Origin of the sequence: Wolbachia endosymbiont of Phyllotreta cruciferae (assembly GCF_918697765.1) — a bacterium.
Classification (GTDB): Bacteria; Pseudomonadota; Alphaproteobacteria; order Rickettsiales; family Anaplasmataceae; genus Wolbachia; species Wolbachia pipientis.
This window is the reverse complement of sequence record NZ_OU953855.1, coordinates 291,147-306,267: the sequence shown is the minus strand read 5'-3', so window position 1 is coordinate 306,267 and position 15,121 is coordinate 291,147. Positions and strand designations below refer to the sequence as shown.

Annotated in this window: 8 protein-coding genes and 1 pseudogene; 1 reads left to right on the top strand and 8 read right to left on the bottom strand. The window is 35.5% G+C overall.

The genetic code is table 11. From position 1 onward, the window contains the following. Nucleotides 1-67: 67 nt before the first annotated feature. Complete coding sequence (recO, locus tag NL281_RS01445) at nucleotides 68-790, top strand: DNA repair protein RecO (protein WP_253303463.1); 723 nt, start codon at nucleotides 68-70, stop codon at nucleotides 788-790. A 144-nt stretch (nucleotides 791-934) separates the two neighbouring features. Here the strand turns inward: recO and NL281_RS01440 are convergent, their stop codons facing one another. From NL281_RS01440 to NL281_RS01405, 8 genes and pseudogenes are all read right to left on the bottom strand, one after another. Further along, a complete protein-coding gene (locus NL281_RS01440) occupies nucleotides 935-2,317 on the bottom strand; it encodes a PleD family two-component system response regulator (RefSeq protein ID WP_253303462.1) in 1,383 nt (460 codons plus the stop codon). Further along, nucleotides 2,289-2,585: a Sec-independent protein translocase subunit TatB gene (tatB, locus tag NL281_RS01435; protein WP_038250226.1), complete on the bottom strand. Its 297-nt coding sequence runs from the start codon at nucleotides 2,583-2,585 to the stop codon at nucleotides 2,289-2,291. The genes NL281_RS01440 and tatB overlap by 29 nt, the downstream gene beginning before the upstream one ends. 4 nt (nucleotides 2,586-2,589) lie before the next feature. Then, nucleotides 2,590-7,341, bottom strand: a complete 4,752-nt coding sequence (locus tag NL281_RS01430) for an NAD-glutamate dehydrogenase (RefSeq protein ID WP_253303461.1) — start codon at nucleotides 7,339-7,341, stop codon at nucleotides 2,590-2,592. A gap of 27 nt (nucleotides 7,342-7,368) precedes the next feature. Continuing rightward, entirely contained in the window at nucleotides 7,369-9,930 is a 2,562-nt protein-coding gene (gene clpB, locus NL281_RS01425) for an ATP-dependent chaperone ClpB (RefSeq protein WP_253303702.1), read from the bottom strand. A 969-nt stretch (nucleotides 9,931-10,899) separates the two neighbouring features. After that, nucleotides 10,900-11,145 (bottom strand): annotated as a pseudogene (locus tag NL281_RS08590) (PD-(D/E)XK nuclease family transposase); the annotation flags it as partial. Nucleotides 11,146-11,207: 62 nt separating this feature from the next. Continuing rightward, entirely contained in the window at nucleotides 11,208-13,037 is a 1,830-nt protein-coding gene (typA, locus tag NL281_RS01415) for a translational GTPase TypA (RefSeq protein WP_253303460.1), read from the bottom strand. A 105-nt stretch (nucleotides 13,038-13,142) separates the two neighbouring features. Continuing rightward, nucleotides 13,143-13,739, bottom strand: coding sequence for an orotate phosphoribosyltransferase (gene pyrE, locus NL281_RS01410; RefSeq protein WP_006279657.1), 597 nt, complete (start codon nucleotides 13,737-13,739; stop codon nucleotides 13,143-13,145). Nucleotides 13,740-13,742: 3 nt separating this feature from the next. Continuing rightward, a complete protein-coding gene (locus NL281_RS01405; protein ID WP_253303459.1) occupies nucleotides 13,743-14,927 on the bottom strand; it encodes a dicarboxylate/amino acid:cation symporter in 1,185 nt (394 codons plus the stop codon). Nucleotides 14,928-15,121 lie beyond the last annotated feature (194 nt).

Below are 15,121 nucleotides of genomic sequence, written 5' to 3'. Positions count from 1 at the left end.
GTGATTTTTATGGATTACAAGCTCTAGGTGTACTATCCTATAATATCATACGGTCAATACACTCTAAATGAGATGGAAAGATGAAGGCATCATTATAGCTGCTAAAAAATACGGCGATAAAAACTTAATTCTTTCTCTGTTTACAAAAAGTCATGGAAAGCGCAGGGGATTAACTAAGCTAACAAACAATAGCAATTATAAGTTTCAGATAAGTAATCTATTACATGCAGAATGGAGTGCTAAGTTACCTGAAAATCTAGGTTTTTTTAAGTGCGAATTAATCGAATCTCCATTCCATCATTTCTTTCAAGATAGGTTAAAAAGCATTACTATTGTTTCTTTCTCCTCTATTTTAGAAAAAGTGCTTCCAGAAAGTGAACCCTGTGCCATGCTGTATGACAATTTTCGATATTTCATCGATGTAATTAAACACAACAATCAGTCTTGGCAAAGCCATTATCTTAACTTAGAGCTTCTGCTTCTTACGCAATTGGGATTCAAGTTAGACTTATCCAAATGCGCTGTAACAGGTGTTAAGGAAAATCTGCAATTTATTTCTCCAAAAACTGGTAGAGCAGTGTCAAAAAAAGTAGGAGATTATTATGCAGATAAACTCCTACCTTTTCCACAAATGTTGCATGATGTATACAATAATACCCTACAAAACAGCTACTCATTCCAAGAATTTCAGTTAGGACTGAAAGTCACAGGATATTTTTTAAATAAGTATCTATTTTTGCAGTTAAACGTGAAATTTCCAGAGCTGAGAAACCTCATGTTGTCGCTTTAATCTTAGTTATCATTTTTTTGAAATCATTTCAGAAATCTATAGCTAACCCAAGCAACACGTCATACCGCGATTCATTCGCGGTATCTCAGCATAGATTCCGCTCACGAGTAGTGGAATGACGGTTGTCGGTAAACTTAAGCCACTTTAGCTATAGCCAGTAACCACTCTATTTCTACCACTGTTTTTTGCTTTATATAAATATCTGTCAGCACGTACTATAAATTTTTTAATATCATCAAAGTCAGATCCTTGCATTTCTGCAATTCCAATGCTCACAGTTACATTATGGGTTGTATTTTTATCCGCAAGTACAAAAGGTTCTTTAGCAATAATTTTTCGTATTCTCTTCGCAATAGTATACGCATCTGATACATTGGTATCTGGCATTACAACAACAAACTCCTCACCACCAAACCTAGCTAGTAAATCTGTCACTCTGATATTTTCAGAAATTCTTTTCTGTATTTGCTTTAAAAGTTCATCTCCAGCACTATGCCCAAAACTGTCATTCACTATCTTAAAATAGTCTATATCAAGTATCATAAGAGACAACCTTCTATCCTTTTCCACAGAGTCCTTAACAATGTTTCTTAAGTGTGCATCAAAATATCTTCTATTATAACAGTTAGTTAATGGGTCCTTTATAGACATTTCCGCATTATTAAATAAATTCATTCTCAAGGCATCTTGATATCTTTTGCGTTTTACTTGCGAATTAACCCTTGCTATTAGCTCACCCTCATCCAAAGGTACTGTTAAATAATCATTAGCACCTACATCAAGTGCTTTTACTAAATTGTTTTTATCATAATCCTCAGAAAGAATCAGAATTGGTGTATAACGTGTTTCCACCTTACTACGAAACTCAGAACACAAACGCAAGCCGTCAGTTTTTGAAAATTGCATATCAGAAATGATCAGGTCGTAACCATTCTCAATACCAACCTTCAATGCTTCCATTGGATCACTCAGTATTTTAATTGACCTAAAGCGTTGCTTTAATATATTATATATCTGCTCTGCTTGATGAACATCCTCATCTATAACAAGTATGTTAGCATCAAAAATCTGATTGGAATAATCCATAATACTGTTTCCTGCGACTCCACCAATCTCAGCGTTAGTTTCTCCTCTCAAACGCAATTCATCAATAATCATCTTTAAGCGTGTGAGAGACTTAATTCGTGCAGATAAAGCAGTTTCGTTTATTGGTTTAGTCAGAAAATCATCCGCGCCAGCATTAATACCTTGCACTCTATCATGAGTATCATGCAGCGCAGTTACCATAATTATTGGAATATGGGTTGTCAAGGGATCACTCTTTAGCTCCTTACAAACTTGAAAGCCATTCATCTTTGGCATCATGATATCAAGTAATATAATATCGGGCTGCTGCTTTGCTACTAAATCTATAGCTTCTTCACCATCATGAGCTACGATAACCGTATAGTACTCTGCTTTTAGTCGAGCTTCTAAAAGCTTGACATTAGATAGTACATCATCTACTACCAGAATCTTTGCTGTCATTATCTTTAGATGTATTATCTATATCATAAGTAGGATAAAGCTTACCATTTTTACCAATTATGTAATTTACTTTCTCAGCATTACATTCTTTATATAAGTCTTCAACTCCTGCGTCTTTCAATAACCTCCTAGCTTTTGATTTTATAATCATAAGATACTTATACACATTCCTAATAAGATCAATAAATACAGGCACCTTATTTTTATCAAGAACAATTATGCTCACTAAAGCTACAACTAAAATTTCTGAAAGACCTATATTGAACATTTTCCTATGAAGCAAGTACTTTAATCCTTCTGATTATAAATATTAATTTGCTTAAATCAAGTTTAGAAGCAACCATCTCATCTAAAAAACTATTATAACGTTCTATGTAGTCCTTATCATTACAAGCCCAGGTTTGAACCTTATCTTCAGGGTTATCAGTAGCTTTTATGACTTTAACAGCTAGCTTGTGATGGTAATTGCTTAAATCGTCCAATAAATCATTAACTAAGCTGCGATCCCAATAAGAAGAGCGGCTTTTCATCTTGATGGCAATTGTTCTAATCAGATCGAATCTTAACAGCGACTTTAACTCAAAGTATATTTTACCAGCATCAAGAATGGACAAAGATGTCTGTTCAGCAACAGATATAATGTCCAGTGCATAAGCAAGAACGCATAGATCAGCAACTTTTTTTGCTAGATCTTTATTTATATTAAGTTTTACTAAAGAAGTTGATCCATGGCTATAGATCTTTAATAGGTGTTCATCTAAAACATCAGTTAAGTTCTGGCCTAAAGTTTCAATTGCATCTTTAAATTTTGTAACATCATCCAATTCTACAAAGCTAAGCTTGCCAAGATTTTTCACTAGCCAAAATGATACTCTGCCAATAAATTTCTGCACGTTCCTCACTATTTGTAAGTATGAGTTAACATCAATTTTTCCATCCAATTCATCAATTTTCTGCCACAGGCTGTTTAAATCATACAGGTGGTTAACAACAATATATATGTTAACCGCTTCTTGTATCTTAATTCCAGTGTTCTCAGCCAAATTATTGATGAATATACAGCCCATTCTATTCACTACATCATTTGCAATGCAAGTAGAGATAATTTCTCTACGAAGTTGGTGTTTTAATATGAAATCCTTAAACTTTGTTACCATCTTTTTAGGAAAATAACCTAGCAAGTAGTCATGAGATATAAGATCTTTTTCAGACAGATCGGAATGTATAATTTCATTTTTTATTGCTGTTCTAGTATAAGACATTAGAACAGAGAGCTGAGGAGAACTGAAACCTTCTGCACCAGTTAACATCCTTGCTATCTCTTCTTCAGTTGGAAGAAATTCTACGCTTCGGTTTAACAGCCCAGATTTTTCTAAACTGAGCAGTAACCTGTGGTGCTGCTCCAATCTCTCTTTAGCTTGCAAACACTCAAGAAGTAATGCTTTTGTTTCAATTTTGTTGTGGTTCTCAAGCACTTTGGATGCAACTTCATCCACCATACTTGCCAGTATTTCATTCCTTTTTTCTAAAGAAATACCCCCTGCTTTCATAGCTGAAACAAATGCAATCTTAATGTTAACTTCAAGGTCCGAACATATCACTCCGGCTGAATTATCAACAAAATCTGCATTGATATATCCACCTTTTTCAGCATATTCTATTCTTCCAAGCTGTGTACAACCAAGATTTCCACCCTCTATAAACATAGAAGCTCTAATATCCTTACCATTTACTCTCAGCTCATCGTTTGCTTTGTCACCGACCATGCTATGATTTTCACTCTTTGCCTTAACAAACGTGCCAATTCCTCCATTCCATATGAAGTCCACTTTTGCTTTCAACAGATATCTAATCAAATCACTTGGAGGTAGCATATCTTCTGTTATATCAAAGCACTTTTTTATTTCTTGAGAAATGTTTACTTGCTTACTGCTACGCTCAAATACTCCTCCACCCTTAGAAATCAAATCTTTATTATAATCCATCCAAGTTGAAAATGGTAACTCAAAGAGACGTTTACGCTCTGTGAAACTCTTTTTTGCATCAGGGTTTGGGTCAACAAAAATATGCATATGGTTAAATGCGCCGATTAAATGTATATTTTTTGAAAGCAGCATACCATTTCCAAATAAGTCGCCAGCCATATCCCCAATTCCAATAACAGTTGCATCCTGGTAAATATCCTTATTCATTTTCCAAAAATGCCTCTGTGCTGCAATCCATGCACCTCTGGCTGTAATACCCATTTTTTTGTGATCATAACCTGCTGATCCACCAGATGCAAATGCATCGCCAAGCCAAAAATTGTATTCAGAGGCTATCTGGTTGGCATAATCAGAAAATGAAGCAGTGCCTTTATCTGCTGCAACTACCAAGTATGGATCGTCTTCATCATACCTAATCACATTCTCTGGTGGAATTATTTCACCATCAACCACGTTATCAGTAATATCAAGCATTCCTCTAATAAAACTCTTATAGCACTCAACACTTTTCTCTCTTAAAATATTCTTATCTTTATAAGCTTGCTTTATTACAAATCCACCCTTTGCACCAACAGGGACAATAACCGCATTTTTTGTCATCTGAGCTTTCATGAGCCCCAAAACTTCAGTGCGAAAATCTTCCGTCCTATCCGACCACCTTAAGCCACCACGGGCTAATTTCCCTCCTCTTAGATGTATTCCCTCAAAAAGGTTTGAATAAATATACAATTCGCGATACGGACGAGGATCAGGCAAACCATTTATTTTACTTGAGTCAAATTTTGTAGATAAATATGGTTTATCGTCTTGATAATAACTGGTCCTTAAAATAGCCATTATCAAGTTAAATATCGAGCGCAAAACGTAATCATGTGAAACATTGCTGATCTCTTTTAGAAGTTCCTCAATTTTTTCTCTGACAATGTCCGTAGTTTCTGCTCTATCAATGTCTATGTTAGGATCAAATCTTGCATGAAATAGTTGTATCAAATACTTTACTACTTTTGGATACTCTGAGACTACCTTTTGGATATATTCTGGGTTGTAGTTAAATGACGTCTGCTTTAGATAGGCACTTAGCGCTCTAATCAGAAGCACTTCCTTCCACTTGAGCCCAGCAATAATGATCAAACTATTGAAATAGTCATTTTTAATTTCCTTGCTAAACACTTTCGCAAGTGTTATTTCAAATTGCTCTTTTAGAGTAATGTTGTCTATTAATTCATCGACTCTTGACAACACAAAATGGTGTATCCATATTCCACCGTTAATTTCTATGTAATAGCCATTATGAGATAGAATTTTAGCTCCCAAATTCTTAGTGATCCTTAATATCTTCGATAATTCAAGGCCTCCATTGTTTGGAGTATAAACCTTTAATTGATAATTAAGATTATCACGAGTAAGTCTTAAATCGACCTCGCTAACTCCTTTCTTCCTCACTATCTCCAATTTTTTCATATCGTAATATGCGTCATGAGGTTCGAAACTCTCTTGATAGCTTATTGGAAATGCCTTGCAATAACGGATGAATATATCCTCAACAGTGCTAAAAGTATTGTATAAATTGTCTATAAAACGATCTTCCCACTTTTCTGTAATGTTTCTTAATTTGTTTTCGATACGCAAAACTTCATCATCAAGAACGCTAGCATTTTTGGTCTTTAGCACTACATGCAATTTCATCAAATCATATTCATTGATAATGTGATTGTTATAAATATCTGAACTTCCTGCACTTGTCTCATCCTTCAATATGTCACGTATCTTGAACATTAGCCTAGCGCTAGCATAACGCATCGGTATCAGCACTATGCAACTAATAAAATCCCCGACTCTTCTTAAAAATAATCTGACCCTTGGCCTAATCGCAAGAGACATGATCGAAATGCAAATTTTAAATAATTCGTCTTCATTTGATTGGAATAATTCATCACAAGAGAACACTTGCAAAATAGAAATCAAAGCTTTATTGTTGTGGCCCCCGGTTACAAATCCTGCATTTTTTTCTATAACTTTAACTTTATCTTTTATTATTGGAATAGTTCGAATATCTTGGACCTCCGCTACAGAAGTAAATAGCCCGAAAAAACGCCGTTCCTTTACTACATTACCCTGGTCATCAAATTCTTTTACTCCTATACAATTCATGTATGTACGCCGATGGACTATTGAGATTAGATCTGATCTCAATATGTATAGGGAATCAAGGTTTGCAGAAGGAATCAACGTACTTTGACCTACTCTCATCAGGCCAAGGTCCTTTTTGCCATCACAGACGAGTTTTTCATCTTTACCAGCAATATATTCTTGATAACCTAGAAATACAAAATTATTATTCTTTAACCAAACTAGAAAATCTTTTTGCTCTTGATTTCGGTCTGGTGTCATTCCAGTGCGTGACACTGGAATCCACGTGTCCTTTTCCTGGATCCCAGTATCAAGTACTGGGATGACAGAAAGACTTGCCTCATCAAGTTTCTTAAGCATTAAGTGCCAATCTTTCACAACACAATTAACTGCTTTCAGCGTTTTTTGTAGAGATTCTTTTAATGTATCAACAAAACTGTCACTTATACCTTTGATAATTACATATATAACTGACTCTTTTATTCCATTACTTTCTTCCAAAGGGTAAATCTCATCTATTAGGCCATCTTTTCTTTTAATGTTAATTATGCTGTTGCTGTAATAGCATATGGTTAAATCGTGCGACTTAATAGTTGTAATAACGGAGTCAACCAAAAATGGCATATCATCGTTTGTTATCTTAATCGTGGTAAAATCGCCTTCTATTCCTGGTATATCATCTATATTACTTACTACTAACTTACTTTCATCTTTCTCTTTTTGAGAAACAAAATTGTAAGCATCGTTTACAATATATAGCAAAAACTTATCATTGGCTTTTAGGTCGCTTTTATAAACAAAACTATAAAAATACTTAATAAATTTTTTAATTTTTTCTTTATCTTGCTGATTTTCTTGATCAGCTAACTTAAATAAAGACTCAGTGTCAACATTATGATCTATACACATTTTTTTTAACAAAAATACACAGTGAACTTAAACCTTTTTAACTAAGATTTCATTATCAAGAGCGTACACTATTAGTTCATCATTTTCTACTACTTCCCCCGATAAAACTAATTTAGCTAAATTATTTTGAATACACTCTTGTATCACCCTCTTTAGGGGCCTTGCTCCATATTCAGGGTCATAGCCAGTTTGTGCTATTAGTTCTTTAGCTTCCTGCGACAAACTTATACTCAGTTTACGCTTAGCAAGTGTTTTTTGTAAATAAGAAAATTGAACATCTATAATTTTATAGATGTCATTTCTGGTTAAACTGTGAAATATAATAATTTCATCCAGTCTGTTTAAAAATTCTGGACGAAATGTTGATTTAATTATCTGCATTACCTCATCTTTTACAGACTCAGCAATCCCCTTTAGCATTATCTCAGCACCAAGATTAGAAGTTAAAATCAGTATGGTATTGCGAAAATCAATTAATTTGCCATGACTATCAGTGAGTCTACCCTCATCCAAGATCTGTAGCAATAGGTTAAATATATCAGGATTTGCCTTTTCTATCTCATCAAATAAGATTACCTGATATGGTCTTCTCCTCACTGCTTCAGTTAATCTGCCACCTTGTTCATAGCCAACATACCCTGGAGGCGCGCCAATTAACTTTGAAACAGAATGTTTTTCCATATATTCTGACATATCAAAACGCAAAAGCGCTGATTGATCGTCAAACAGAAATTCAGCAAGGGCTTTTGCCAATTCTGTTTTTCCAACTCCGGTTGGACCCAAGAATAAGAATGAACCAAAAGGTCGATTAGTATCTTGCACACCAGAACGAGAGCGCCTAACTGCATTACTTATCGCTTCTATTGCATCTTTCTGCCCTATTACTCTTCTTCCTATTTCATTCTCTATGTTGAGAAGTTTTTCCTTTTCGCTGTGCATCATGTTATCAACTGGAATTCCTGTCCACTTTGAAACAATGTTTGCAATATCATCTCCAGTCACTTCTTTCTTTAAGAAACTATCAGTAACCTTTTCCTGATTTTTTAATTCATTCTCAAGCTGAGGAATCACACCATACATCAGCTCTCCTGCTCTTCCCAAATTCCCACTACGCTGAACTAATTCCAACTCTTTTCTAGCGTTATCTAATTTTTCGGCTGTTTCTTGTATTCTAGCTATTTTATTCTTTTCCATCTGCCATTTGCTGTTCAAGTCAGCAAATTTACTGTTTAGATTTTCGATCTCTTCATTTATCTTTTTTAAACGCTGTTTAGAATTTTCATCACTTTCTTTTTTTAAAGCCTCTGCTTCAATCTTTAGCTGTATAACCTTTCTCTCAAGTTCATCAATAACTTCAGGCTTGCTATCCATTTCAATTCTCACCCTGCTTGCTGCTTCATCAATCAAATCAATTGCTTTATCAGGTAAAAACCTATCTGTTATATATCTATTGGACAACGTTGCAGCAGCAATTATTGCACCATCTGTAATTCTTATACCATGATGCACCTCATATCTTTCCTTCAAACCCCTGAGTATTGAAATGGTATCAGTTTCAGTTGGTTGAGAGATAAACACAGGCTGAAAACGCCTTGCAAGTGCAGGATCTTTTTCTATATGCTGACGATATTCATCTAAAGTTGTGGCTCCTATACAGCGAATTTCTCCACGCGCAAGAGCAGGCTTCAGCAGATTCGAGGCATCCATTGCACCACTTGTTGCTCCTGCTCCAACTAAAGTGTGCAATTCATCGATGAATAATATAATTTTTCCCTCCGCTCTCGAAATCTCATTAATCACTGCTTTTAACCTTTCCTCAAACTCTCCTCTAAACTTAGTGCCAGCAATTAGTGCTCCAAGATCCAAAGCTAAGACCTTTGCATCATGCAAACCAAGTGGCACATCGTTTGCAACAATTCTATTTGCAAGCCCCTCAACTATTGCAGTTTTTCCAACACCAGGTTCACCGATCAGCACTGGATTATTTTTTGTCCGCCTCAGTGATACCTGCATAGTTCTTCTGATCTCTTCATCACGACCAATTACAGGATCAAGCTTTCCTTGCATAGCAAGCTCTGTAACATCTTTTGTATATTTCTTTGCCGCGTTTAATTTTTCCTCACTGTTTGGCGAGTCCGCACTGCTGCCCTTTCTCATTTCTGCAATAACTGAGTTCAGTTTTTGTAGAGTCACACCATTCTCTGCCAGAATTTTGCCTACAGTATCATCTTTTTGTGCAGTGAGGCCCTGTAGTAAACGCTCAACAGCAACAAATGAATCTTTATTTCTTCTTGCAATACCAATTGAATCTTCAAAAACTTTTGCTATTTCTCTTGAAAGTTGAAGGCCACCACTTCCTGGACCTTCAATTACTGGCAACTTTTTTATTGCGCTATCCACAGCATCAGAAATACTTTGCACACTTCCACCACAAGCGTTTATCAAATCCTGAACTAAACCTGATTCATCTTCAAGCATCACTTTTAGTAAATGCTCAGGCATAAAAATCTGATGCCCAGCTCCCAACGCTTTCATTTGAGCACTTTGAATTAGACTTTTTGCTTTTTCGGTAAATTTATTTAAGTCCATAACACCAGTTAAATTCGTATTTGCTGATGTATATAACAACTGATTTCATAAATTTAAACCTAAAGTTGTTTATTGTTAGGTATGAAATTTAAAACTTTCTTAAAAAAGGAACTATCATAGTAACCATACAAATATCTTGTATCTCAAGACCTTTGGTTTTTGTTGCTGAAAATGGTTGTATTATTTAAGTTATTAACAATATACAATACTAAGTTAATGTAATTTATTTGGAGATGACAGGAAAATTTATTGTAACTTTATATTCTAAATAGAATAAAGTTCTTTTGTTAGTATTGTCCTTTTTGTAAAAAATATTCCTAATTTCTTCATCATTTCTGTGGGTAAGGTCATCTGCTTCTCTACCTCAAGTGGTTAACAAAGTTTCTTGTCACGAGGGACCAAATGGAAATCTGCTCGTTTTCACGCGAATTAATGTTACAAATTCTATACATTTCGTTACAAAATGGCATTCGCTTTCTCCATTATCCTTTACCTGCATTTTCATCAGCGTTCCTTGCGGTTTGCTTGCCATATAGGCGGAAATACAGTCTTACCCTGTTCCTTCTGTCATACAACAGTGGGTTAGGTGATTTCTCTATACCGGTGATTTGCGTACATCCAGAAATGAAAAATGTCACATTACCTTTTGGTCGGAGCTTATCAGCATCTTTAGCTCTTTAATCGTTACGATACTTATGAAGCTTCACTTACGTTCACCATACCACTAAGCCTAGCTCTCCAACCACATGATGCTTGTAGTTTATGCTCCTTTCACGATTGAGCATCTTCTTTTTCAAGAGGAGGTTCATTGTCCGCATCGCTTGGCACCAACCGATTACCCGATTCGCACTGATGCGTAGACTCAGATGGCAAAACATCTGGTTTAATAAGTTTTAGAACTCTTTTAGTTTCTTTCTGAAGGAATTCCTCTCCTTTTAAACAATATGACCGAAGACTTTCAGGTCGCACCATTTCAATAATTAGCTGGGTTCCAGCAGAATCAGTACAGAAAACATCAACAATACTTTGTTTTTTAGAGGCAATCTCAGCATCCATGATAGTGCTGAGAAATTCTATTTCTTCTATTTCATCTTTGCCAGCGAAGCCCAATATATCATTGAGAAAGTGAATGAGAATATCTTTATTTTTCTCAGTGCCAAATATTCTCTTGAACGCGAAATTGTTTTTTGGATCGAGAAATTTCGAAAAGGCCATAATTAAATACAATTAGGAGACGAATAATTATACACTATTTTTCGCAAATGTTCAACCTCTGATTACTCCTTATTCTTTGCCCTTCCTGCACGCTTACGTTCATTTGGATCAAGGAATTTCTTGCGTAAACGTATAGATTTTGGAGTTACTTCCACCAATTCATCATCATCTATATACGCTATCATATCCTCCAGTGTCATTATCTTTGGTGGAGTGAGCTTTATAGCTTCATCACTACCTGAAGCTCTTACGTTTGTTAATTGCTTACCCTTTAACACATTTATCTCCAAATCATTGTCACGGCTATGCTGGCCGACAACCATGCCACAATATACCTTATCCTGTGGCTTAATAAACATAATTCCCCTGTCTTGCAAATTGAAAATTGCATATGCCACAGCCTCACCCTTATCTGTAGAAATTAAAACTCCATTGCGCCTTCCAGAAATTGAACCTCTATGTGGAGCATAACTGTGAAATAAACGGTTAATTATGCCTGTGCCACGAGAATCAGTTAAAAACTCTCCTTGATAACCGATTAATCCTCTTGATGGCACTAAAAACGTTAATCTTGTCCTGCCATTACCAGAAGGTCTCATGTCAGTTACTTCACCTTTACGGAAGCTGAGTTTTTCCATGATGATTCCACTATATTCATCATCTACATCAATTACTACTTCCTCTATAGGTTCAAGTTTTTTGCCATCTTCTTCCTTAAATAGCACTCGAGGGCGTGATACCGAAAGCTCAAAACCTTCTCTCCTCATATTTTCAATTAACACCCCAAGCTGTAGCTCACCACGTCCACCTACTTCAAACGCTTCACCGCTTGGTGCTAAAGTCACAGTAATTGCAACATTTGTTTCTGCCTCCGCGTACAAGCGATCCTTTATAGCAGTTGAGGTAAGCTTTGTACCTTCTTGCCCAGCAAAAGGTGAATCATTAACACTCAGAGTAATCGCCATTGTCGGCGGATCAACTGGAGTTGAGCTTACTGCAGTTGTAACCTCTGGTGCTGCTATAGTGTCTGAAACTGAAGCTTCCTCAAGCCCTGCAATTGCAATTATGTCTCCTGCCACAGCTTGTTCTACTGGAATGCGTTTCAAGCCAGAAAATGAGAGCAACTTAGTTAATCTTCCTCGTTCAATTACTTTGCCATCGAGGTCAAGCACCTTAAGATCTGAATTGACTTTTGCAATGCCCTGATAAACCTTTCCTGTCAATATTCTGCCAAGAAACTTATCAGACTCAAGTAGAGTGACCAACATAGCAAAAGGTGCATTTTGATTATAAACAGAAGGTTTTATATAATCTATAACCGTTGAAAATAATGGGCTTAAATCTTTTCTTTCATCAGAAAGCTCCTTAGCACACCAGCCATTTCTACCTGAAGCATACAACACTGGAAAATCTAGCTGCTCGTTGGTTGCATCAAGGTTAAAAAATAACTCATATATTTCATTTAATACTTCATCAATTCTGCTGTCTGGTCGATCGACCTTATTGATTATCACAATTGGCTTCAAATTTGCTTTTAGTGCTTTTGAGAGCACAAATTTTGTTTGTGGCATGGGACCTTCTGCAGCATCAACCAGCAGCAACACGCCGTCTGCCATGCACAATACCCTTTCTACTTCTCCACCAAAGTCTGCGTGCCCTGGCGTATCAATAATATTGATTTTTTCATCACCCCACATTATTGATGTGCATTTTGCAAGTATTGTAATCCCGCGCTCACGTTCTTGGTCGCCACTATCCATCACTCGTTCTTGAACTTCTTGATTCTCGCGGAATGTGCCACTTTGTTTTAACATGTTATCAAGTAAAGTAGTTTTACCGTGGTCAACGTGTGCGATTATTGCTATATTTCGGATCGATTTAAATTCGTTCATTTTCTATCATTTCAAAATTAATTTAGTAATAAGTATACATAAAATACACTTGGAGTAAATAACTAAAGCTGTGTATAAATGCTGTGTTTCCAAGATATTATAGGATTACTTTGTTAAATATTCCCTACTCCCAGGTTTTGTTATGGGTAGTTGTTTTAATTCACTTGGAAGTTCTTCCTCGCTGTAGTTTTTGATGTTCAGTTCAATCAAAGATATGACAGGAAAAGGCAGTTTCGTTTCACTATTTCTCTTTATCAAAGAAGCTTCAGCAACAACTTTACCTCCTTCCCCTTCTGCACATTCCACTGCTTCAAGTGAAGATTTACCTGTGGTTATTACATCTTCAATGAGCAATATTTTCTCACCCTTTTTGATCTTAAATCCACGGCGTAATTCAAACTTACCATTAACGCGCTCGCAAAACATTGTCTTTATTCCAAGCTGCCTGCCAATCTCATAACCCACAATTATTCCACCAATTGCAGGAGATAATATTAAATCTATGGAGCTATTTAATTCTTTTTTTATTTTATCTGCTAATAATGCGCAAACTTTCATGGCTCTGCTTGGATTTTCAAAAATCTTCGCACACTGTATGTATGTGTCACTATGCAGCCCGGATGATAAAACAAAATGCCCATGCAAAATTGCTTCTGCTTCTTTAAATTCTTTTATTATTAGGTTATTTTCGTCTAATATCATTTTTTAAGTTTCACTATTACATTCTTTATTAATTATCTGAGTGATACAAACATCAGACCACACATTTATTGCAGTTTCAAACATATCGATGATTGTATAAATAGGCAAAATCAGTCCCATAATATGCAGAGGAACATTCATCGACATGAGATAACTGGTTGCCATAAAATAGCACCCCATCGGCACTCCAGCGTTACCAATTGCAGCCCCTGTAGCTAAAAAAATCCATATCAACATTTCGCTTAAGGAAAATACGTATCCGTTCATTTCTGCAACAAACATTACAGTGATTAGTATAAATGCAGCACATGCATTCATGTTAATTGTTGTGCATATTGGTAAAATAAAAGACGATAATTTCTTTGGCACCTTTAGCTTGTTCTGCACACATTCTATAGTTGTTGGCAATGTTGCACTGGATGATTTAGAAAAAAACGCAAGTGTGAGTGCTGGCATAACCCCTTTCAGCGTTTGAATTGGTGATATGCCTTTATACCACATAAATAGCGGTAAGATCAGAAATGCCTGCACAAAATTTGCAGACATTATGCAAACAAAATACCATAAAAGATTGTAGAACTCACTACCGCCTTTTAATTCATGCAAAAAACAAGTAATAAAAGACCAAACAGCAAGCGGAATAAATTTTAATAACCCTTGAGCAATTTTAAGTAGCGTATCAAAAAGTGCAGAGAATACTTGATATAATATATCCTGCTTTTCTTTTGAAAGTGAAACAATAGCTCCACCCATCAAAAAAGCGATTAATATGCTACCAATCATATTATTTTCAAGAAAAACTTGCACAAAATTAGAAGGAATGAGTGATTTTAAATATGAAAAATAACTGTGGTTATTGCTGTTAATACTCCCTATTGTATTACTTATGAAATTTTTTCTTGCTGGATCTATTAACAAATAAAACGATAATGCAACAAACGCAGCTATAATAGTTGTAAGCAGAGTATAAAATAGTGTTTTCTTAACTAAGACTTTGATTTCAATTGAGTCTTTGAGCCCGGAAATTGTGGAAACTATGGATAAAAAAACCAGAGGTAAGCTTATTAATTTGAGCAAGCTGATAAAGATACCACTAAATAGCTTTGCTATTTCAAATATGATTTCATTGTTTAGGTAGTAAGCAACTATTGCAAGCAGTATAGAAAAAAGTATTGCAAACTTGTGCATTGAAAATAAAACTTCAAAGTAACATTATACAATAATTTTGCTGTTTTGGAATCAGATTGATAGACAAAATAACTTTACAGATTAGGGAAAGATAAGAGGATGTGTTTATTCGGAGACAGTGTAAGATTTCTTAATTTAAATTTAGGTGCACTTAGCCCATTCTGGTGATAACAAATTGGAATAGATAAGATATG